Origin of the sequence: Flavobacterium sp. MEB061 (assembly GCF_000834715.1) — a bacterium.
Lineage (GTDB): Bacteria > Bacteroidota > Bacteroidia > Flavobacteriales > Flavobacteriaceae > Flavobacterium > Flavobacterium pectinovorum.
The window spans coordinates 377631-401507 of sequence record NZ_JXQR01000074.1; the positions used below are offsets into that span (position 1 = coordinate 377631).

Sequence of the window (23877 nt, forward strand, 5' to 3'; positions counted from 1 at the left end):
TATAAAAGATAATTTCATAAAAAAGCAATTTTTAATTTAACTTAACGATAGTTTATTGTTAAAAAAGTTCACAGCTACTAGTTTTATTACATTTTTTCAATTTACTATAACGTTTTCAAAATTTAGCTGAATATCAAAATTACCGTGGTTCCCTCTCCTATTTTACTATCAATTTTAAACTCTACCTGAAGCAATTCTGTAATTCTTTTTACGATAGACAGTCCCAATCCAGTTCCCTTAATTTCCGGATGTTCAGTAGAACCAGATCTAAAGAAAGGACTAAAGACCGATTCTAAATCTGTTTTTTCAATCCCAATTCCGTTATCAGAAATTTTACAAACTGTTTTGTTATTCTGTTCCGAAAGTAAAATCGAAACTTCGCCATCATCATTCGTATATTTTAAAGCATTCGATAATAAGTTTCTTAAAATAGTAATTACTAAAAAATTATCTGATTTTACATAAAAATCCTGTTGGGCATCAAATTTAATGTTGAGATTTTTAACCTTTATTTTCTCTGCATTTAAGGTTAAAACATCCAGAATAAGAGCATTCAGATATACCGATTCTGTTTGTATATTCTGCTTTTGATTTTCGTAACGAGCCATCAATAAAAGCTGATCTACGAGCGTATTTAAATGATCTACTTCTTTAATACAATAGTTTATTTTCTCTTCGTATTCTTTATTATCACGAGGTTTACGAATTAATACCTCAAGTGTTCCTTTAATAACAGTTAAAGGCGTTCTTAATTCATGTGAAGCATCAGATGTGAATTGTTTTTCGCGTTCAATTGTGTCTTCAATCCGCTCTAATAAATTGTTTATGGTTCCTGAAAGTGTATATAATTCATCCCGCGTTTTAGGCAGCGGAATTCGTATTTTTAAATTATCTTTTGTAATAATTCTCGAAGTATTAATTATCGAATTTATGGGTTTTATACTTCTGCCAGCGAAGAATCTCGCTATAAAAAACAGCAATAATAAAATTGCCAGAAACGACAAGCACATAATGTCAAACAAGTTATTAAGCACCGATTTTGAATCGGCCAATGACATAGCTACAATTATATATCCTATTTTTTTGTTTTTTACATGTAGCGGAACCTGAATTTGCCTGATCGCGTGATCTCCCATTTTGGTATCAAAAAGTTCGTAATCTTCTACAGAATCATTAAATTCAAGTGCCTGAGACTTTAAATTGGGTGCTTTTTCAATAATTTTTTTATTTAAATCCAGAAATTCAACAAAAACAGGATTTACATCAACACTATTGTGTTCACGTTCATCCCACTCTTCTTTATCAATTAGGATTACTTTGTTTCCTTCGACTTTAATTTCAGCTAGATGGTTTTTAATTTCAGCTTTTAGATTTTCATCAATATCGCTGTAAACAGTATGTTTTACAATAGAATAAATGACTGAGAAAACTACTAAAATCAGCAAACCAGTTGTAATAATATAATTTAATGCTATTCTATTTTTAAAAGAAAGTTGTTTCATTTACAAATCGTTGGCGATATAACCAATACCGCGAATTGTTTTTATATAATCTTCTTCAATTTTTAAATTGAGTTTTTTGCGAATAGCATTCATAAAAACATCAATTACACCAGTGTCATATTCAAAATTAATATCCCAAACATCTTTCAAAATCTGATTTCTGCTACAAACTTTTCCTTTATTCCTAATTAAATAAGTCAGTAACTCAAATTCTCTTTGGGTTAGCGAAATTTCTTCTTCATTTTTAAAAACAATATGTTTTGATAAATCGATTTTTATTGTGCCTAAAGTCAGAATTTCAGCTTCTTTAGGATTTCTAAAATGAATTTTAATTCGTTCTACCAATTCTTCAAAACTAAAAGGTTTTTTAATATAATCGTTGGCACCGGCTTTTAAACCTTCTATTGTTTCCTGAACAGTATCTTTTGCGGTCAGAAAAATAATGGGTGTTTTTTGATCTTTAAATCGAATGGCTTTGCATAAATCCAGACCATTAATTTTGGGCAGCATCCAATCAAGAAGAATTAAATCAAACTTTTGATTTTGAACTAATTCAAAGCCTTTTGAGCCATCATTTGCCGTAGTAATCTGATAGCCTTCTTCTTGTAAACCCTGTTGCAGGAACTGAACAATTCCTAACTCATCTTCAACTATTAAAATATGCATCCAATTTTTAATTAAGATTATAATGTATTCCTTTTTTTATAACCAAAGATAATTCAGAAATACCTAAAATTCACCCTGATACACCAAATTCAATGATCTTAAGCAAATATTAAGATAATACTAAGTAAGGTAAAAGCCAGCTTAATCCTGAATTAATTTACCGAAATTAATTTTGCACAAATTATAGTATCATGACTTTATATAAGAAGCTTTCTCCCTTTTGCAGCCTTGCTTTGTTTTATTTCATTATTAGTTTTGTGTTGCGAATTGTTTTGTTTTTCCATCCGATAACACAAAGCTCATTTACAATTTTTGAAAGCCTGAAAATCTTTACTTTAGGATTAATATCTGATGTTTTTGTTTTTATTGTTGCCAGTATATTTTTATGGATGTATTTGATTTTTATCTCAAATTTAAAATACAACAAACCTTCTGGATATATTATTCTTGGAATTTTTATTGCATTATTTCTATATGTGGCTTCGGGCAAAAGTATTTTTGATGAATATGGAGGTGCCTTGCCTAAAATTGTTTTAATTTTTATCGGAATTAAAACAATACTTTTTGCCCTTTTGCTTTTTTTGCCAAAACTAAGAGCAAAAATAAGATTTTGTCTCTTTGCTTTTGTGATCTTTTTATATGTTTTTCTGATTCTTCAAAATGGTTTAAGCGAATATTTCTTTTGGAACGAATTTGGAGTAAAATACAATTTCATTGCTGTAAATTATCTTATCTATACCAATGAAGTTATTGGAAATATTATGCAGTCTTATCCTGTCATTCCTCTATTTTCAGCTTTATTTCTGATTACTGGAATTGTTACCTATTTCATTCTCAAAAATTCTAAAAATTTCATCAATGAGATTCCAACATTAAACGAAAAAATAAAACTTACAGTCCTTTATTTTGGTTTGTTTTCACTTTCACTAATTGCTATTCCCACTTTCGCCAAAACTGAAAATTCAAAAAATATTTTTGTTAATGAATTACAAGCAAATGGGTTATATAAATTTTATCTCGCATTTGAGAATAACAAATTAGATTATTTTAAATTTTATAAAACACTTCCCGAAAAAGAAGCTTTTTCTGTTTTAAAACAGCAATTTCCTAATATTATCGAAGAAAACACAAAGCAAACCATAAGCAGTGATTCTATTGAAAATCATAAAAATGTAGTATTAATTACAATAGAAAGTTTGAGTGCCGATTTCATGAAATCATATGGAAATGAACAAAATATAACACCATTTTTGGATAGTTTATCCCAAAAAAGTTTACAGTTTACGAATTTGTATGCAGCCGGAAACAGAACTGTACGAGGACTTGAGGCTGTCACTTTATGTTTACCACCTACCGCCGGCGAAAGTGTTGTAAAAAGAGAAGACAATAAAAATAAATTTTCTACAGGTTCTATTTTTAAACAAAAAGGATACGACGTAAAATTCATGTACGGTGGAGATGCTTTTTTTGATAATATGCAGGATTTCTATTCCGGAAATGGTTATACAATTGTAGATCAATCGAGTTTTTTACCCGAAGAAATCACATTTTCAAACGTTTGGGGCGTTTGTGATGAAGACATGTACAATAAGGCTGTAAAAGTAATGAATGCCGAGGCGAAAGAAAATAAGCCTTTCTTCAATCATATTATGACGGTGAGTAATCACAGGCCGTTTACTTATCCGAATAATAAAATTGATATTCCGGGTGATATTAAATCGCGTGATGGTGGTGTAAAATATACAGATTTTGCTTTGAAAAAATTCTTTGAAATGGCCAGTAAGCAACCGTGGTTTAAGAATACCGTTTTTGTAATTGTTGCAGATCATTGTGCTTCAAGTGCCGGAAAAACACAACTTCCGTTAGACAAATACAGAATTCCGGCTTTTATATACAATGCTGATATAAAACCGGAAAAATGCAATAAACTAATGTCGCAGATTGATTTAATGCCAACGCTTTTCGGACTTTTACATTTTAATTATGAAAGTGAATTTTTCGGTCAGGATGTTTTAAAACCTGATTATAAACCACGTGCATTTATTGCAACTTATCAGGATTTAGGTTTGATAAAAGATAATGTTCTGACCATTTTATCTCCGAAAAAAGTAGTAAGGCAATTCAATTTAAAATTAAAGCCAAAAGCTGGTGTTCAGGATGATTATCAAATTTATTATGACGAAATTCCGTTGAAAACAGAAAGAACTGATTTAGTAAATAATGCGGTTTCTTTTTATCAATCGGCATCCTACCTGTTGAAGAATAAAAAATATCAAAAATTTTAAATTCCAATTTTTTAAAATTCCAAATTCCAATTTAACCGTATAATTTTGTCATTTCTGACAAACGGAAAGAGAGTTAAAACAAAGAGCCTCAAATTCTAATGAATTTGAGGCTCTTTTTATTAGATAGAATTTTCAGCATTTATTATTCGCATTTCAACCTGAAACCTGAAACTAAAAAATTTTTTTTTTAGTCGTTCTGATTTTTCATACCAAAAAGATCTCCTTGTTGATATAGTTTTAAATCGTCTTTTAATGCCTGATTATTTCTTTGTGTAACCGCTGGTGAATCTAAATCGCTTAAATCTGGTTTTCCGGCGTTTACCCAAGCCGTATACCAATAACTTGCAGTTGCTGTGATGGCTTTTCTCATTTGGCTTTCAACCATTCCGTTTAAATCTTTATGCAGTTTCTTAGCATATTCATCAGAAAAAACAGCCGTATTGTATTTGGTTTTCAATACTTTTCCATCTGCATCCATTTTAAAAACTTCATTTTCAGGAGTTGCAGTTCTTAGTTTTTTATCAATATCCAATAAAGGCTGAGCTAGACTATGTGTATCATTAATCATATCCCAGGTTGCTTTATGAACATCTTCATAATATTGCGCCTGAGGAACATTTAATTTATAATTTTTTGCGAACAATTCCGGCAATCTGCTTTCCCAAAGTGAATGAATCCCTTTTTGGTCACTCAATTGTCCGTCGTGATTTGCAGATGTGTGTAATGGCATGTGTGCATCACCTACATAATGACCTAAATCTGCAGCAAGAAATAAAATTTCTGCTCTGTTTTTATCTTTAAAAGCTTTGGTTAATTTAACCATTAAATCTTCAATATACCAAGGCAATATTCCGTTGTCGTTCAGGAATTTGGCATCGTATTTTTTCTTTGCCTCTTCCATAGTTTGTGGCCAGGTATCAGCCGAACCAAAATTTTCCATATCAAAATAATGTCTCGGATTCTCGTCTTTATAATTCAGGGCGTATTTACGAATGTCCGGAACCGAAGCTTCCTGTGTAATAAAATCAATATGATTATAAAAGAATACTTGCAGTGGATGAGGCAAAGCCATAACTGCAGCTTTGTTAATACGTTCATGGCCAACGATTCCCCATGATAATGTCAAAAATCCAATCCCTAATGCAAAAAAAGCGATTAGTTTTGATTTCATTTTAAAGTTTTTCATTTGTAAATTTGTTTGAGGGGGCAAATTTATCTCATTTAAATATAATTCAAAAGAATACTTGCAAATATTGTGTAAATTTAATTTTTATAATTTTTTGAACCCTATAAATGATATAAGTTCATATTAAAAGTTTCTTTGTAACTTCGTTTTCTTTTTATTCTAAATTAAATATATGCGCCTTATTCGCCTGAGTTTTCTTTTTTTGATATTTACCTCTATTTGTTCGGCACAAGATGATATTGTGCAATTGAAAAGTGTTAGCGATACCATTTTAAATCCCAAAAGAACTTTGTCTATTGCTGATCCGCTGGATCCTGCAAAAGCAATGCAAAAATTATTTCCCGGAAAACTATACAATCTTTCTGATCATAATACTTTTTTAAGCTGGAAATGCAAAAACTGTAAACCTACGTCTTATATCGATGTTAATGGTGAAGAAGCCGATCCATTATTCCCTTATAGCCAAGGTGTTGCGACCAGGCTTCTTTCTGATATTGATTATACGGATTCTAAAGGAAATCAATTTAAATTATTGTTTTTTAATCATTCTGTTTATGATGAAGATGGTTTACAAACCAGCAGATTTACTGGTGGTCTTTTAGGCGTTGCTAAATTTGCCAAAAATGATAAACTGTGGGAAATGAGATCTTTTCAACCGGCTGTTGCTGCATTCGGGGCTTTTGCACAATCTCCTAAACCTAAACTTTTAGAAATTGGAGAAGATCAATACGCTTTTACGTTGTTGCATGTAAATGGCGGCGGCGGTGGTCCGTTTGACGGAACTTTGTATCTCGTTGTTGGTTTGGATGGGAAATACCAACCCATCATGGAAGCTTTCCAATATCAGCTTACAAATGTTGAAGACATAAGCTGGTCAAGTTCGTATAAGGTTATAAATGATAACAATAAAAAATATTTCAGAGATATTCTTATCACTACAAATGGTACCTATCATAAACCGGGAGCTGACGCTGAATTTGAAGTGAGTTTACCGGAAGAAGTGGCACAAATGGCTAAAACAAAAAAGCAATTTACATTTACTATCGAAAAACGATATACTTTTAGCGGCAAACGTTATAAGGTTGTTGGTAAACCTGTTGTGAAAATAAAATAATCTTTTTTTACCATATAAGTTATATAAGTTCATATTAAAGCTTTATTTGTTTTTTGAATTCTTTTTTTAATAAAAGCAGTAAATAATAATATATTAAATGAACTTATATAACTTATATGGTGAAATAAAAAATTAATTCAGATATAGAATTGCGGTTAAACTTAAACCTGCAATAAAAATCCATAAAAATATCCCCTGAAATAAAGGCTTCACTCCTACTGATTTTAATGTGTTTATATTTAATGTTGCACCTATTAGAAACAAAGTTATTGTTAAACCAATTTTAGCAATACCCACAATTTGAGGCGCAATGATTCCTGTTGCGGGTACATAAGTATTAAAAAGCATTGCCAGAATAAACAAACCAATAAAATAAGGAATCTTGATTTTTGTTCCGCTATTTTCAGATTTTTTGTTAAAAAGTAAAGCTGTCAAAAGCGAAATTGGAATAATCCATAAGGCTCTGGCTAACTTTACAGTTGTTGCAATTTGTAAAGCTTCAATGCCATATTTATTGGCAGCACCAACTACAGAACTTGTGTCATGAATGGCAATCGCACACCATAAACCAAATTCTTTTTGTGACAAATCCAGCTGATGTCCAATAAATGGGAAGGCAAATAACGCAATAGAATTCAGAATAAAAATAACGCCGAGCGCAATTGAAGTCTGATTTTCGTTTGATTTAATTACCGGAGAAATTGCTGCGATGGCACTTCCGCCACAAATTGCAGTTCCGCATGAAATTAGATGTGATGTTTTTCTATCTGTTTTTAACCATTTCCCTAAGAGCGTTCCAAAAACTAAAGTGCTGAAAATAGAAAGTATAGTCAATAAAAAACCTTCTTTTCCGGCTGAAATGGCAGATGCTGCATTCATCCCGAAACCTAAACCAACCACAGAAAATTGCAATAAATAAGTAATCGCTTTATGATTGAAGGCAATAAATGGATTTCCGAAAACATTTACGATCAAAACGCCCAACAGCAAAGCAATTGCCGGAGAAATAATCGAAAACAAACACAAAATAATCACCAAGGCAAAAACGGCTTGTTGGATATAAAGGTTAACTTCAAATAAATGTGCTGCTGTATGTTGTTTCGTTTTCAAAATAAGGTACTTGATATTTTACCTTACAAAGGTCTGCCCTTTATATTGAAAACGCCAATCGTAAAATACAATCGGCTATAACTTCAGGTTATAGTAAGAAGAAATATTTTGAATGAATAATTCAGACAAGGCATCTGATTTTCCGAGTAATGTGATGATATAAAAATATCTTTCAACAGATAATTTTTCAACATCCAAAACAATCAACTCTTTATTTTTCAACTCCTTATCTACTGCATGAATTGACATAAAAGCAAAACAATCTGAATTTAAAAGATAAGATTTGATACTTTCTGTACTTCCTAACTGCATTTCGATTTGTAAGTCAGTTAATTTTACCCCAACTTGTTTTAAAGCAAATTCTATAACTTCAAGTGTTCCTGATCCACGTTCTCTGGTTATGAATTTCATTGATTTTAAATCATCTACAGTAATTTCATTTTGTTTTACTAAAGGATTTTTACTACTGCAAACCAAAACCAATTCGTCTTTTAAAAACGGAATATACTTTATAGACTGATTTTTTGATTGTCCTTCTACAATGCCAATTTCTATTTCTTTGTTGATTAAAGCATTTTCAATTTGTTCGGTATTTCCGTTTAGCAAATTGACTTTTATGTCTTGCTGTTTTTGATGAAATCGCGCTAAAACGGGAGAAATAATATATTGTGAAATGGTTGTACTTGCTCCTAACCTCAGTAATCCCTGACGTTCGCTACTAAACGAACTCATGTCAAAGTCGATTTTACGATAAACTTCGAAAATATTTTTGGTATGTTTTAGCAAAATTTCTCCGGCTGGAGTTAACGCTATTTTAGAACCGTTGCGTTCAAAGAGTTTGGTTTTGTAGGTTTCTTCGAGTTCCTGAATGTGTTTCGAAACTGCCGGCTGTGTAATATACAGTTCTGTTGCCGCTTTAGTAAAATTAAGGCGGAGTGCAACGGTGTAAAATACTTTTAGGCGGAAATCCATGTTATTTAATATTTTCCCATTGCTTCAACTCCAGTTTCTGAAAATTTCAAAATTTCAGTTGTAATTGGATATCCTGATTTCTCATATTCTTCAACTACGACAGAACCAAGACGTTCAGAAAAATACCCAAAATCTTGTTCTCCAAAAATATAACAAAAATCTCTCACAGGAATAACAGCATAAAATGGGAAACCAATATTATTTTTAACTAAATCCTTAATTTTTGATGAAAAGAGACAAGCGCTTTTAAGCCAAACTTCTTCAATATGAATCATTCCTAGTTTATGATTATCAACATCTTCAATCTCTATCTGAACTTTATCTAAAAAAGTATCTAAATTTAAATCAACTTGATTTTTTAGTTCTTCTAAGTCTAAGTTCCAATCTATCAAATCATCATCAGAAATAAATGAAAAATTATTATTAGTATTTAGCATAAAAACTTTACTAAATTCATTTGTTACCTTTTCATATATCAGGTTTTCAAACTCAAAGTCATTAGGGAAAAATTGTACGTAAATTTTATCTTTTATATTCTCCCAATCTTCTTTTTTTGATGAATGTGAAACAATTGTATTAACTAAATCGGTAATATAACTATCATCATTATCTCTTTCGTAATTGCGCCTAATATTATCTAAACTTACTTTTAATTCAGATTCTTCTACATTTATAAGAATAAATCCATCTTTATCAATAGAATCAATAGTTAAGCCTTTGTTTTCAAGTTGTATTTTAAACTTATTAAAAACAACATCTTCTTTACTATTACTTTTGAATGAATCTAACATATATTAAAAATTTTAGATTTTACTTAATTTAAATGTTTATCGAAGCTACAACAATCCATTATGATTTTAAAAAGCAGTTACAAACAAAAAAATAACTTGATCTTTTTAAATATTACTTTTCTAATTTTCAAAAATTTGCATTTTTTCGATCGTTTTCCAAGATTTTCCAAATATTAAATCATTATCTACCAATTCATAAGGATAATAAAATGTAAAAGCTTCCATTTCTTTTTTATGCTCAACAAAAACAGCAATAGCATCAGTTTGTTGTTCTTTTACTTTAACATCATAAAAAATTGCTATAGCCAGAAATTCATCTTTTCTCCAACGTAATTCTTTTTTTAGTTCTGCTATTACTGAATTTGATTTTGGATTGTCATTTTCTTCATCTTCTTCAAGAATAACATGTTCAACTTTTTGTTCAATATTTACAACGGCTGATACTGGATAAAATTCTCCATATTCTTTTAGTAAAGTCTCCACAAATGGCAACATTTCATCTAAAATACTTTGAACATCATTCATTTTAATTATGTTTGGAGTTAAGTAAAACTTTGTTTCCTTGTAACTTTGAAATTTTGTAACTATTAAAGCAACCCATTATATTTCCTAATAAACCATTCTGTTGTCAATAAAGCAGCAATCAAAATCAACAACCAAACCCAATCAATAAGCGGTGTTTTTGTTGAGATATTTTTTTCGATTGATTTGTATTCTTTGTTTTCTATTAAAGTTTTAATCAAATCATCAACCTGGTTTTGGAAAAATGCTGTTCCGTTGGTTTGTAGCGCTAATTGTTTTAGTTTTACAACATCTGGATTTACAAATTGTTTTTCGATATCAAAATCTAAAATCTCAAAATGACTTGAATAAACAGTATTTGAGTTTAATTCTTTTACTGTAAAATTATATTTACCGGCTTGTAAACCGGCCAGATTTGCTGAGAAAGAAGTATTTCCTTTTAATAAATCGTAGTTCTTAACTTGTTTGGTTTCGGCATTTGTAACGGTGATTGTTAATCTTGCTTTTTCGTCAAACTCGTAGTTTTTATTGAAATATTGCGCGTTGATCACAATGGCTTCTCCTGAATTGTAAAAACTTTCATGTGTTACAACTAATGACTTTCTTGAAGTTGATGTTGCCAAAAACTGAATTATCTTATCTACAAAAACATCATATTTATCAAAGGATTGATTATCAATATGACTTTGCATACGCCATTTCCAGCTATTTTCTCCTAAAAGAAAAGCGGTTCGTTTTCCCTGATTTTCGGCGAAAGCTAATAAAGGAGCATTTGTAGATACGTTTCTAATTTTAGACGAAAGTAAAACTGAAACATTTCCGTTTGTTGTAATCGTCCCGAATGGATTTTGCAACGGCGGAAAATTTTCGAATCCGATATTATCTATTGCAAATAAATTAAATTGCGATTGAAATTCGTTTAAATAATCTTCTCTTTGATTGCTCATTTTAAAAACCAAATTGTTTTGTTGTTGGTTTAAAAAATTAAAATCGGTATTGTTTCCGGTGATGATAAAGGTATTTGTTCCGGCTAATTTATTGTTGTCGAAAATCGCCTTAAAAGCTGTTGTTGGCTGGTACAAAACTAAAACAGAAACATCTTGTAACTGATTAATATCATTTGGTTTAACCAAAATCACTTTACGCTGTGCATTAACTTCTATCGAACGTTTTAAAGCTGCAATATCAGGATGATTTATAGCGGAAACTATTGCAATTGTTGACTTTTGATCGATAATTTCAACAGCAAAATTCTTGACGTTATTGTAACTGTTTTTCTCTTTTGTATTGGCAGAAACGGTTGCTTTAAAAATTTGCAAGCCCACTTTATCTGCTGGTAAAAGTAAATTTAAAGTGGCTGTTTTTTTAGATGGTGAAAAAGAAACTTTTTCTTTTGCTACAACCGAATTTCCTTGCGAAATGGTAAAATCTGCATTTATTGTTTTATCTCCGGCATATTGCAGAAAAACTTCAACCGGAAATTTATTTTTGTGAAAAGCGTATTTGTTTACGTTTAACTGATTGATTTTTAAATCTAAAAATGTGGTTGTATCTCCCACAACCAAAGGATAAACTTTATTGACAGGATCAAAACGATATACATAATCGTTTCCTGTAGTTTGATTTCCGTCAGTAATTATAACGGTTGGAAAAATCAGGTTTTTGTTGATGCTTTTTAAGTTTTTGGCAACTTCATCTAAGTTGGTTTGTTTTCCTTTAAAATCAAATTTATCTGAAGGTTTAAAATCTGCGTCGAATTGATAGGACTGAATTTCAAATTTTTCTTTAAGCGCCGGATTCGAAATCAAGGCTTTATATAATTCGGCAGTTTTTTCGTCTGATTTTAAGGCAACTATCGAACTTGAATTATCAACAGCAATTGCCAAAGGTGTTTTGGTAATTTCAAGGGAATTCTTGGTCATTATTGGATTTATTAATAAAAGCAATAATCCGAAAATGGCTAAAAAACGTAAAAAAGCCAAAAACCAAATCACATTGGATTTGTTTTTGGCTTTGAAAAAATATTGAAAATACGACAAGCCACCAGCCATTACTAAAGATAGCAATATTAATAGAATCGTATTTGTAGTCATATATATTTTAAGTTTATAGTTTTGAGTTTATAGTTTTTGGTTGAAGAACAATAAACAACAAACCATTAACAATTAACATATTAAGTAAGCATTCCTCCACAAACATTAAGTACTTGTCCTGTAACATAAGCACTTAAATCTGAAGCTAAGAAAAGACATGCGTTTGCTACATCTTCTGTAGTTCCGCCACGTTTTAACGGAATTCCGTCTCTCCATCCTTTTACTACATCTTCAGGTAATTTTGCAGTCATTTCGGTTTCGATAAATCCCGGAGCAATTGCATTGCAACGAATGTTACGTGAACCCAACTCTAATGCTACAGATTTTGTAAAACCAATTGCACCGGCTTTTGAGGCTGCATAATTTGTTTGTCCCGCGTTTCCAGAAACTCCAACTACTGAACTAATATTGATAATAGAACCTGCGCGTTGTTTTAAGAATGTTTTTTGAATTGCCTTTGTCATATTAAATACTGACTTTAGATTTACAGCTATAACCTGATCAAAATCAGCTTCTGACATACGCATCAATAAATTATCTTTTGTGATTCCGGCGTTGTTAATTAAAATATCAACTGTTCCAAAATCTGCCAAAACAGCGTCAACAAAAGTTTGCGCTTCATTAAAATCAGCTGCATTTGATTGGTAACCTTTTGCTTTAACTCCTAAACCGTTCAATTCTGCTTCTAAAGCCTGAGCTGACTCTACAGATGAACTGTATGTAAAAGCGACGTTTGCACCATGTTTAGCGAAAACTTCTGCAATTCCTTTTCCAATTCCACGACTAGCGCCTGTAATGATGGCAACTTTTCCTTCTAGTAATTTCATATTCAAAATTAATATTAATATTTATTTTAGTTATTTCTGTAATTATATATTACAGAAAAATCTGAATCATTCGGGGTCTTTGAATGATACGTCAAATATATGATAATTCCCTTTTTAAAAAAATAACAATTGCAAAAAAGGTACAAAGTTGCAAAGGTTCATAGCAACAAAGGTTTCGGGACAGTAAGTTTGAAGTTTAAAAAGTGTTTAAAAATGAAAAACATTTCAAGCTTCAATAAAAATTAGAATCTGCAAATTTTCAAATCTATTGTATAACTTAAAGCATAAAAAAACCTTCTCAGAATGAAAAGGCTATTTTTATGCTTTTAATATTTTTATTAACATTCAAGAACAGTACCATCTTCTAACAATGTTGGCCAACAAGGTTCTGGTACTGGAGCATATATTTCTGCACATGGATAATTAGGATAATTAGCTGCATTTGCACCAATTGGAGCCCAGGTTTTGCATTGAGGTTTAATTGGTCCTTTTCCAATAATGTTTTTTTGCTCTTCTTTTCCAAGAACTTCTACTCCTCTAAAATTTAAAAGTGATTTTAACATAATAATTAGGTTGTTTGTTTTTTTGGTTCCTCAATCGTTTTGTGTCCGTTGAGTTTCAGACATCAAAATAAGTTAATCATCTGTTTTTCAGGAACTAAATATAGGAATAATATTCTGTTTTAAAGCAATAAACGTAAGATTTAATCCAAAAAAAGCAATTCAATTTGAGCTGTGTTCTTTAAATAAAATAAAAACAAAATGCTTAAATATAATATTGTTTTGTAATAAAAAAGAAAACTGCCAGCATTACTGCCATAATCAACATTCTATAAATTGATGCCTGAAGCTCTTTTGTATTATTGATTTTATCTTCTTTTCTCTGCTTTATCATATTCACAATTATTAGCGGAATAACTATAATTATGGAGAGATATAAAAAGTATCTTGTATAATCTCTGTAAACTTCTGATATCGTTATAAGGATTAATCCCCATAAGAACATTGCAATATTTATTGGTGTAATATATTTTTTCATTTGTAGAAATTATTTATGTTATTCATATCGTTTAAAAAAAGCAGCTCAAAATTTGAGCTGCTCCTCTTCAAAATAAAATTCAAAACTAAAACTATTATTGGAAAGCCCAGGTTGTCATTCTAAAAGGACTTGATACCGCTGTAAAAGTAAATACGGTGTTTGAAGCTCCTACTGTAAAGTCTTCTCTTTTAAAATATAAACCATCCGGGTTCGTTAACTGATCATCCATATCCTTTAAAAATGCAGGCGGTGCAATAGCCACAGCATTTGCAAATGTGCTTCCTGCCTTCCATGAAGCTGTAGGGTTTAAATAAATAATACCTGTTTGCTGGTCTACAGTTAAAGTAAAAAAGTGATACACTCTTGTTACAGCACCATTTGCAGCTAGAAGCCTGTACTCAATATAACTACCTGTTGGTGTGTTAAAATAAGGCTGAACTCTTGCCAGTGTTGTACCTGCAGGTAAAGCAGCTTCTATATCTCTAAATAGTTGAACAAACAAACGTGAATTTGTAGGCGCAGCTGTTAAAATAGATCTGTCGTGTCCATACACTACGTTTGCCGTAGGAGATAATAGACGTATAAAATCATTTGTTATTATAGAAGGCTGGAACGTAAACTTAATGGCAGCGCTAACTCCGCCGGTTCCTGTTGCTATAAAACTATCACTTACGCTATCATAAACAAAGTCTGATAATTTTTGACCTTTAACATCTATTGCAGGTTTTACAATAGCACTTGTAGGCGTAAAAGAAAGCGCCATATTATAGCTTTGCGTAGATGTTCCGTCTAGCGGAGTTGCGACACCAAAACGTGCATATATGTTGTAATCAAAGTCATACTGATGTATTGCTGAACCATCATTTATTTCTAAAATTTTAAACAAAGGAGTGTTTATTCCTCCAGAAAGATGGTCTATAGTTTCTATATTTCCAGCCAAATCTGTCCAGTCTGCGGCAGTTGCTTTTACGAATCGTAGTTCCTGAAAATTTCTGTTAGTTCTAAAAATAATTTCTCCGTTTTCCTGTCCGTAGTAAAAAAACTGAAAGTCACCGAGATGTCCTTTACCAACAAGAGCTGCGGTAGGATAATTATCAGATTCGGATAAAAGATGGATTCTATTGGCTGTTGTAAAAACTAAACTTACTGCACTGCCTAATTGAATTTCATACTGGCTTCTGTAAATATCAGTATCTGCATCATAATCAGATGCCATGTCTACTTTTCCATCGGGCAAAAATTTAAAAACATGTGTCCAGCCACCTAATTGTGTACTATCTGTATAATAAACGGCTTTCCATCCAAATTCTGATGACAGAAGTAAATCGTTCAATTCTTTTTTCTGAGTATTTAATCGCTCTGCCGGAGTCTGATCAAATTTATCTTCAGCTTCTGTACTTGTACATGCACCCCAAAGTATTGCTGCAAAAACAACAATCAGGTACTTAAATATATTTTTTATTTTCATAATATTGACTTTTACATTAATTAACGCTCATTATTATTGATGGTTTTTAGTTGTTAACAACGTCAGTTGTATTTTTTTGTGCTTCATCTCTTAAAGCATAAAAATTTATATTAAACGCATCTTTATAATATTGAACTACAATGGCTTCTTTCTTTTTAAGATTTGCTTTTCCTGTTGCATCTGTTACGCTGGCCAAAATTGCATCGTATTCTGCTTTTGAACTTGTTAATATTGTTGCTGCAGTTTCTGCAAAATCTTCATATACATTTAGCCTTGCATAATTTGTTATGAAACCTAATGATCTTGAAGTTGCTGTTTGTTGAATGTACCAGCTTGATGTATAACCAGATGGCGTTAATTTGGCCCAGGCCTGTACGTCAAAAGGTTTTGTCTGATTTAAAATATGAACATATTCGTGCTGAATTGTATGAATAAATTCTGTTACAGCCGCTCTGCTATTTCTATTTAAATAATCTATTTTAAAAAGTGTAACTCTTTGTCCGCCTTCTGCCAATCCAAGTGTTTGAGTTCCTGTTGTATTTAGGTTTGTACCTCCTACCAAAACAAATTCTCTCGGGGCAATTTTCTTAACGAAATCTTTTCCACCAATGGTAGAATAGCTATCGATCCAGATTGATTTTACAACTTCCATTGCCGATTCTACATTTTCAACAGCTGGCGGATATAAATAACGGTTGTTATCTACAAGATTCTGATTCCATTCATAATAAACTTTTATATTGTATGGATCTAAAAAACTTGTAGCTAGCCATGTATCTAATTCTGTTCTGTTAGGAACTGTATAATCTAATTGACTTTCTGCAGGCTGATCTTCATGAGCACAGGCGGTAAATAAAATCACCCCTGTAAGCATTACTATCATTTTATATATTTTTAATGTTTTCATACTATTTAAAATTAAATTTTTATCTAGGATTTTTTTCGATTCCGTTATCTGATGCTCTTTGTGGTATTTGAAGCGCTCTTCGTTTATCATCTTTAACTAAAACATTATTTCTTACTACTTGACCAAATTCGTAAGTATCATGTTCTACCACAAGATTAAAACGCTTAATGTCAAACCATCTCATTCCTTCATGGACAAATTCTCTTCTTCTTGCCTCTGCAATAGCTTTGATATAAGAAGTCTGTACAGGTGTTAAAGCATAAAATGGTGTAAACTCATCTGCAATTACAGGGTAAAAATCAACTATGTCCTGCTCTGTCAAATGATCTGTTGCAGGATTATATCCTGATGTTCTTGATCCTAGAAAATATTCTAATTCTTCAGTAGCTTCAGCAATTTGGTTGTTCATAACATGAGCTTCAATTCTGTTTAAGAAAAACTCATCGTTACTTAAAAGAACTGTTCCTGTGTATGGTTCACCAATACCTGCTGTTACATTGGTATATTTAAAGTATTCATAAAATTTAGGAATCAACACGTTATTTTCATAAAAAGATGATGTAAAGATTAACCAGCTTTTACCAAAAATATTAGTTTCAGATCCTAAAATCTCATCCTCTCTATTAGCCGAAAGATAATATCTGTTTACATATCCTCTTCGGGCAATTGAGTTTGGATAGTCTACCAATAAATTTGCCGGCTGCTCTACTTTTGAATATTCTAAAGGTTTTTGAGCAGAAGTTGCTGCATTAAAAGCAACATAATCTCTAATTGTGGTTGGTTTAGATCCTAATGCTTCTGAATATTCAATTACTTTATCCCAATCTCCTTTTATTAAATAAAAACGACTTGCAAAAGCTTTTGCTGCATCAATGTTAAAATGATATTTTGGTTCTTTAAAGTCATTTGTTACATATTTCATTCCTTCTGTAATATCCTGTTCAATAAAATCAAATACTTCTTTAACAGTATTACGTTTGTATTGCTGCAATAAAGCCCCTTCAGGTTTTGTTACGTATGGTATACCTAAATCTGTCGCAGCAGTTGCAGGATTGTATCGGTTTGACCAAAATTGAACCAGCATAAAATGAGAATAAGCTCTTGCAAACAGTGCTTCTCCTTTTTGAGGATTTAAACTTGCAGGATTACCTAATTCTTCAATTGCTACCAGAGCCTGATTTGCCGCAGCAATAGCTTCGTAAGATGCGTTCCAAAAATCTGCTTCTGTATCAATTCCAAACTGAGTTTGCATTTCCCAGTTAAAACTCTGTCTGTTATCAATATTCGAATCCTGCATCTGGCTATCAAATACATTATCAGACATTGTTTCTGCAATCACCATGTAAGTTCTGTTAGGATAAGCAGTAACTAATAGTTCTGATATTTTTTCGGGTGTATCAATTTGAGTTCTATTATCTGGTATTTCTGAAAGAAATTCATCACAGCTACTTGTACTAATCAGTACTAATAATGCGAGTGTTATTTTTATATTTTTCATGATCAATTTATATTAAAATGAAATATTTATTGCAAAAGTATATTGTGACGTAATTGGGAAAGCTACACCTCCTGTATTACGAAATTCAGGATCCTGACCATGTAAAGCCTTGTCTGAATAGATCAACCATGGGTTTACAGCTGATCCTTTTAAAGTAAAAGCGCTAAGTCCTAATTTTCTTTTATAATCTTTAGGAAATTCCCAGCTAAGAGATACATTTTTCAATCTTACAAAATCACCATCTGCAACTCTCACATCAGAGAAATTATAAGTGTTGTACGCAATTTGAAGATCACTTTCACCATAATTTCGGTTTAATAATCTATCTGCAATTACAGGCACATTAGTAACATTTTCATCTCCAGGATTGATCCATCTGTTTGTAAATTCTTTTGTAAAAACCGTTAAATCATTATATTGATTACTGTAAACCGGATTTAAACGAACTTTGTTTCCTCCTGATCCTACAACAAAAACGTACAATGACCAACTTTTATAAGTAAATGTATTGGCTAAACCAATTGATTTATTTGGTTCAATAGATCCTTCATATTTCAAATATTTGGTAACATCGTTTGTATCCTGAAAATCAGCTCCTGTTATGTTGCTGCTTGCCCCGTCTTGTAAAAGAAACGTTGGTAGTCCCTGATTGTTCAATCCTTGAAATTGGTATGAATAAATTGAATTTCTAGGATGTCCAACTGTGTTACCTCCATTTGAGTCAACCAAATCAAAAGCTGATGGTTTATTTTGCAATTTTGTTACTTTTTGATCATAAACTGAAAAATTCAATGTTGTTGACCATTTAAAACTATCAGTAACAATGTTTTGAGTTGTAAACCCAAGTTCGATACCTTTTGTTTCCATATCTGCATTATTACCTTGTTTAACAGATTCACCGCCAACACCCGAAGTAATTACATAATCAATTAAATCAAATGCTTTACGGCTATAAACATCAGTAGTTAATTGCACTCTATTGTTAAACAAACCTAAGTCTATACCAATGTTAGTCTCAAATTGTTTTTCCCATGTTAAGTCCTGATTTTGTAAATCTTCAATTCTAATTGCATTTTCTCTATCAGAAAGATTAAAACGATCTGTTATAAAACTTTTATAAATTGCCAATGAATTTGTTGCAGGTCCAGCTGTTGCAGTAAGTCCATAAGAAGCTCTTAAAGCCAAATTATTTACAGACTCAACATTTTGCATAAAGCTTTCTTCCTTAACATTCCATTTTCCACTAAAAGTATAAGTAGGCAGCCATCTTGACGAACCACTGTTTCCTTGTCTGTTTGATCCATCATAACGGCCTGTTATAGATCCTGTATAACGACGATCGTAAGTATATCCTACTTTTCCAAAGAAACCAACTGTTCTTTCTCTTTCTTCTCCAAATTCATAATAAGAATCTCCCCCATTTACAATTTTCTCAATAATTCTAGGATCTATAAAAGAAGTAAGACCTTTATCATATTGAAGACCTACGGCAGTAAAATTATCGTTGTTTCTGTCTACCGATCTAAGTTCTGTACCAAAAAAGCCTTCTAATTCATGCTTTTCATTAATTGTATTTCTGTAAGTAACACTATTTCTAATATTATAAGAAGTCATGTCGTTGGTATATTTTCTCAAAAATCCACCACTTGGCAATACAGAAACTTTTGGTGCCGTTAAATCATTTGGATTTTGATATAAAAACACGTTATCTTCTTGTATTTGAGTATTTACATTATCTCCCACACCGGCATTGTAAGCTCCAACTACATTTGATCCTTCATATATTTTGTGCTCTCTTGAAGTATTTGCATAACGTGCAGAACCAGTAAGATTATAAGTTAAATTTTTATTGATTTTATAATCTAAGTCCAATTGAAAACGAATATCATTTACTTTAATGTCCAGAGTATTATTCTCTAATTCATTGATAATATTCATTGGTGCCCAGTTATTTTGATAATATTCTAAATTTCCATTATCATCATAAGGTCTTAAAGTTCTACTTGTACTTAAAACATAATTAAATGGATTGATATCAAAATCTCTGGTAGTTTTTCCAAAAACTACATCTTCTTTACTTTCATAAGCTCCAGGAGCCATTTGATTACGAATAGAACCCAGTGTTGATAAAGTAATATTTAATCTGTCATTAACATAAAAAGTTCCTTTAATGTTAGATGATAATTGTTTAACATTATCAGCAATAGTCCATCCCGGATCTGTATAATAACCCAAAGAAGCATAAAAAGTATTATTTTTACCACCCCCGGAAAAACTTAATGAGTGGTTTTGAGTAATAGATGGTCTAAATAAAACACTGAACCAATCTGTATTGGCTAATTCATATTTTTTTAGAAAATTGTTGATATAAGGCTGCTCGTTTTTAACACCAAACTGACCGTTTGAATCATTATAGCGGTTAATTTCTTTAGCCAAAATATTATATGCTCCACCAAATCTTCCTGTATAAGATGAGCTTAAGTCAAGGTAACCTTTAGCTTTCATTTCCTGAAAAACACTCATTGATTCCTGAGAATTCAAGATATCATATTGTGTATAACTCGGAACTGTTCTTACTGTGTTTTCTACAGAATAAGTTACTTTTAAAGGTGCATCTCTACGTCCTTGTTTTGTAGTAACAACCACAACTCCGTTTAACGATCTTGAACCATAAATTGAGGTAGCCGATGCATCTTTAAGAACCTCAATACTTTGGATATCATTAGAATTTAAACCAGCTACAGAAGAACTTAATAAAGTAGATGAATTCCCGGAAGCTAAGTCAGCAAATGAGATATTGATAATATCTTCCTGCACAACCCCGTCAATTACCCATAAAGGTTTTGTATCTCCAAAAATTGAAGAAGATCCACGAACTGTGATTTTTGGAGCTGTACCAAATGTACCCGTTACGTTTTGTACTGTTACACCGGCAGCTTTACCTTCAATCATTCTGCTTACATCTACAACCCCGTCTACTTTTAATTCTGCTCCCGAAATTTTACTGATTGCTCCTGTAAAAGTTCTTTTTGAAGTTTTTTCGTAACCTGTTGTAACTATCACTTCTTTCAGGTTTTGGCCTGATTCGTTCAAAATTACTGTAGGCGAAGTATTTTCAATACCAATTTCTTTAGTTTCCATTCCAACATAAGAAATCACCAAAGCAGTACTATTTGCAGGCATTTCGATAGAAAAATTTCCGTCAAAATCTGTTAATACAGCAATTTTAGTTCCTTTAGCCATAACTGTTGCGCCAGGAAGCGGCACACCAGACGGATCAGTAACTTTTCCTTTAATGATAGGCCCTGCCATTAGCACATCAAATAAAGAATTATTACTATCTAAGTTCGAAAAAGGTTCTAATGAATTGTCCTTCTGTAAAATAATCTGATTACTTACCTCAGAGAAAGTAATATTAAAGGGTTTTAAAATTCGATTAAGTACACTAGACAAAACTTCCTGATTGGCCTCAATTGTAACTTTTTGGTTTAATTGCGGCAATCTTGAATTGTACGAAAACTTTACATGTGCAGATTTTTGCAATTTAGATAAAGCATTATCTAAAGTTAAATCTGAAACAGTAATCGTAACTTTTGTATCTAGTTTTCTTTGTCCATTTACACTGTTCGCCATTGTAACACTTGAAAATACAAGTGCTAAGACAAACTGAAATAGCGTTATTTTCATGATTCGGTGGAGTAATCGTTGTTTAACAACTGGTTTTTTCATAATTTTGGTTTGTTTTGATTAATACTGTTCGAGTGTATTTTAAGAAACACTGTGAATTACTTTTTACAGAAAGCAATTCAATTAATTTAAGTGTCGATAATGTTACAGCATTTCGGCACTTTTTTTATGTATTTTATTCTTACATAGGCATTTATAAATTTTTAGTTTAAGGGGTTTTAATTAAATTTCTTGAATAATATTTTTTAGTTACAGCCTTTTGATATTATGGTAATTTGATTTCCATTCATTTCAAAACTCGTATCGTTACCAATGCTTTTACAAATAATTTTAAGTTTCTCCGGCAGTGGCTGATCGCTAAGTGATGTAGTCAAATGGCAATCATTTAATTTATCTTTAGGATAATCAATATCAACTAAATAGGCTTGTTCTATAGTTTCGAAAATTTGAGCAATCGGAATATCGTTAAACTCAAAACTTAATTGTTCAATGTTTCCTACACTACGAACCAAAGCTTCATCTTTTGTAATATTGGTTATTTTATTAAAAACCAAATCTTTACGAATAAACCGAAGTGCCTGATTTGGAAGAAGTACGACTTCATGATCTGTAGCATTCGAAATTAAACTATTTGATTTTACCCTTACTTTACCGGTGCGAACAAGAACTTCAACATTTTGCTGGTCCTGATAAGCTTTAATTCTAAAACTAGTACCAACAACTCTTGTTACAATTTCGTTTGCGTAAACAAAAAAAGGCTTTTTGGGATTTTTACTAATTTCAAAGAAACCTTCGCCGGATAAATAGACCTTTCTTTCATTCCCGGTAAAGATTTTAGGATAACTTAATTTACTTTTTGGCTGTAATAAAACCGAACTTCCATCAGATAATGTGATAGTTTGAGAAATATATGAATTATTAGTCTGTTCCACTAATCCCTCATTATTTTCTTCTATTAATTCATTATATGTAACAACAGTATTGTTAATCAGGCTGTTATTTCTAAAAGCCAAAACTGATGATAATGAAATGATTAAAAGAGCAGCTACGCCGCTTAGCCAATATTTTCTTAGATAGAAAATTTTTGATCTCGTATTATTAAAATCTTCTTTTTCTTCGATTTTTTTCCAGGTAGATTCCAATGCCTCATGAATCTCATTTTGAGACAAATTAACATCGGTAACTTTCATTGCTAACAATAAAAGTCTGGCATCTTCAACTAATTTGGCTCGTTGACGATTTTCTAAAGTCCATTCCTCCCAGCCTTGTTCATCAATTTTCGATAAAATCCACAATTGAAATGACTGATCAGCTAAAAGATCTTCGATTTCGGTATAAGTATTACGTTTTTGCATCTTAGAATTAGGGTTACAAAAACATAGAGGACACTTTTCTTATTGTATACTCACTTAATTATGATTTTTTTTAAGTTTTTTTTAAGAAATTTAAAAAAGCCCTGAAGATAGCAGTAAAATATAGGACAAATTGCCTTTCCATTCCTTACGGAGGCTCAATAATCCGCGGTATAATAAGTTATTTGCCGATTGATAATTAACATCTAATAATTCTGCAATTTGTTCTACAACAAATCCCTGATGATATCGCAGATATAAAGCTTCTTTTTGACGAGGGGGCAAATCGTTAAGTAATTTATTTAAATATAAAACACGTTCTGCAGTCACTTCATCTTCAACGAGTTCATTTTCTATAGAAAAGTCAAAAAGAAATTCGATTGCTTCCGTCGAAGTTGTTTTGCGAAAAATATGATCTCTTTGAAATAAACGGGCAATTCTTTTTCTTACGCTCGATAATAAATACGCCTTTACAACAACATTTTCCTGCAATGTAGTCCTATATACCCAGACGTCTGCAAAAACATCCTGAACGCAGTCCTGCACCTTTTCTTCAAAAGGAGAAAGAGAATTTCCATAACTAACTAAATCCTTATAATATCTTTCAAAAAGTTGGGAAAAAGATTTTTCATCACCGGCTTTTAAATTACTCCAAAGAGTATTATCATCTAAAAACTTATTGTTTAAAGTTTGGCTTTTCATATTTATCGAGGCGTGGGAATTATCAAAACAGGCTTTTCTTAATACAAACAGAATAGTATTTTAACATTATTCTTTCGTATTGTTCGATAAATATATAAAAGCAAAAATATAAAAGCAATTTATTTACAAAAAAGGAGCGGTTTCTTAATCTAGAAAC

19 protein-coding genes are annotated in these 23877 nt (G+C 31.4%); 2 read left to right on the forward strand and 17 right to left on the reverse strand.

Annotated features, from left to right (window positions below; all coding sequences use genetic code 11):
- Window positions 1–122: 122 nt before the first annotated feature.
- Entirely contained in the window at window positions 123–1502 is a 1380-nt protein-coding gene (locus RT99_RS22770) for a HAMP domain-containing sensor histidine kinase (RefSeq protein ID WP_042567021.1), read from the reverse strand.
- On the reverse strand, window positions 1503–2168 hold the full coding sequence (locus tag RT99_RS22775) for a response regulator transcription factor (protein ID WP_042567022.1): 666 nt from the start codon (window positions 2166–2168) through the stop codon (window positions 1503–1505).
- Window positions 2169–2359: 191 nt separating this feature from the next.
- On the opposite strand from RT99_RS22775, the gene RT99_RS22780 reads away from it, so the two are divergent.
- Window positions 2360–4453, forward strand: coding sequence for an LTA synthase family protein (locus RT99_RS22780; RefSeq protein ID WP_042567023.1), 2094 nt, complete (start codon window positions 2360–2362; stop codon window positions 4451–4453).
- Window positions 4454–4640: 187 nt separating this feature from the next.
- On the opposite strand, the gene RT99_RS22785 is transcribed toward RT99_RS22780, so the two are convergent.
- A complete protein-coding gene (locus tag RT99_RS22785; protein WP_042567024.1) occupies window positions 4641–5639 on the reverse strand; it encodes a zinc dependent phospholipase C family protein in 999 nt (332 codons plus the stop codon).
- Between the two features lie 202 nt (window positions 5640–5841).
- Between RT99_RS22785 and RT99_RS22790 the strand changes: the two genes are divergently transcribed.
- Window positions 5842–6753, forward strand: a complete 912-nt coding sequence (locus RT99_RS22790; protein WP_242607245.1) for a hypothetical protein — start codon at window positions 5842–5844, stop codon at window positions 6751–6753.
- A gap of 132 nt (window positions 6754–6885) precedes the next feature.
- Here RT99_RS22790 and RT99_RS22795 read toward each other — a convergent pair whose 3' ends face one another.
- The 14 genes from RT99_RS22795 to RT99_RS22860 all read right to left on the reverse strand — a co-directional run bounded on the left by RT99_RS22795 (window position 6886) and on the right by RT99_RS22860 (window position 23720).
- The gene (locus tag RT99_RS22795; RefSeq protein WP_042567026.1) at window positions 6886–7863 is read right to left on the reverse strand and encodes a YeiH family protein; all 978 of its coding nucleotides are present in this window, start codon (window positions 7861–7863) and stop codon (window positions 6886–6888) included.
- Window positions 7864–7938: 75 nt separating this feature from the next.
- On the reverse strand, window positions 7939–8835 hold the full coding sequence (locus RT99_RS22800) for a LysR family transcriptional regulator (RefSeq protein WP_042567027.1): 897 nt from the start codon (window positions 8833–8835) through the stop codon (window positions 7939–7941).
- 5 nt (window positions 8836–8840) lie between these two features.
- Complete coding sequence (locus RT99_RS22805; protein ID WP_042567028.1) at window positions 8841–9626, reverse strand: hypothetical protein; 786 nt, start codon at window positions 9624–9626, stop codon at window positions 8841–8843.
- A gap of 120 nt (window positions 9627–9746) precedes the next feature.
- A complete protein-coding gene (locus RT99_RS22810; RefSeq protein WP_042567029.1) occupies window positions 9747–10151 on the reverse strand; it encodes a hypothetical protein in 405 nt (134 codons plus the stop codon).
- Window positions 10152–10213: 62 nt separating this feature from the next.
- A complete protein-coding gene (locus RT99_RS22815; protein WP_042567030.1) occupies window positions 10214–12241 on the reverse strand; it encodes a hypothetical protein in 2028 nt (675 codons plus the stop codon).
- Between the two features lie 80 nt (window positions 12242–12321).
- Entirely contained in the window at window positions 12322–13068 is a 747-nt protein-coding gene (fabG, locus tag RT99_RS22820; protein WP_042567031.1) for a 3-oxoacyl-[acyl-carrier-protein] reductase, read from the reverse strand.
- Window positions 13069–13406: 338 nt separating this feature from the next.
- Window positions 13407–13631: a hypothetical protein gene (locus tag RT99_RS22825; RefSeq protein ID WP_042567032.1), complete on the reverse strand. Its 225-nt coding sequence runs from the start codon at window positions 13629–13631 to the stop codon at window positions 13407–13409.
- Between the two features lie 202 nt (window positions 13632–13833).
- Complete coding sequence (locus RT99_RS25845) at window positions 13834–13962, reverse strand: hypothetical protein (RefSeq protein ID WP_256365495.1); 129 nt, start codon at window positions 13960–13962, stop codon at window positions 13834–13836.
- 238 nt (window positions 13963–14200) lie between these two features.
- Window positions 14201–15574, reverse strand: a complete 1374-nt coding sequence (locus tag RT99_RS22835) for a DUF4302 domain-containing protein (protein ID WP_042567034.1) — start codon at window positions 15572–15574, stop codon at window positions 14201–14203.
- 46 nt (window positions 15575–15620) lie between these two features.
- Window positions 15621–16481, reverse strand: coding sequence for a putative zinc-binding metallopeptidase (locus RT99_RS22840; protein ID WP_042567035.1), 861 nt, complete (start codon window positions 16479–16481; stop codon window positions 15621–15623).
- Between the two features lie 19 nt (window positions 16482–16500).
- Entirely contained in the window at window positions 16501–17979 is a 1479-nt protein-coding gene (locus RT99_RS22845; RefSeq protein ID WP_052483773.1) for a RagB/SusD family nutrient uptake outer membrane protein, read from the reverse strand.
- Window positions 17980–17991: 12 nt separating this feature from the next.
- Window positions 17992–21708 (reverse strand): SusC/RagA family TonB-linked outer membrane protein, encoded by a 3717-nt coding sequence (locus tag RT99_RS22850; protein ID WP_052483774.1) that lies wholly within the window; start codon window positions 21706–21708, stop codon window positions 17992–17994.
- A gap of 203 nt (window positions 21709–21911) precedes the next feature.
- A complete protein-coding gene (locus RT99_RS22855; RefSeq protein WP_042567036.1) occupies window positions 21912–23021 on the reverse strand; it encodes a FecR family protein in 1110 nt (369 codons plus the stop codon).
- 90 nt (window positions 23022–23111) lie between these two features.
- Complete coding sequence (locus tag RT99_RS22860; RefSeq protein ID WP_042567037.1) at window positions 23112–23720, reverse strand: RNA polymerase sigma factor; 609 nt, start codon at window positions 23718–23720, stop codon at window positions 23112–23114.
- Between the last annotated feature and the right edge of the window lie 157 nt (window positions 23721–23877).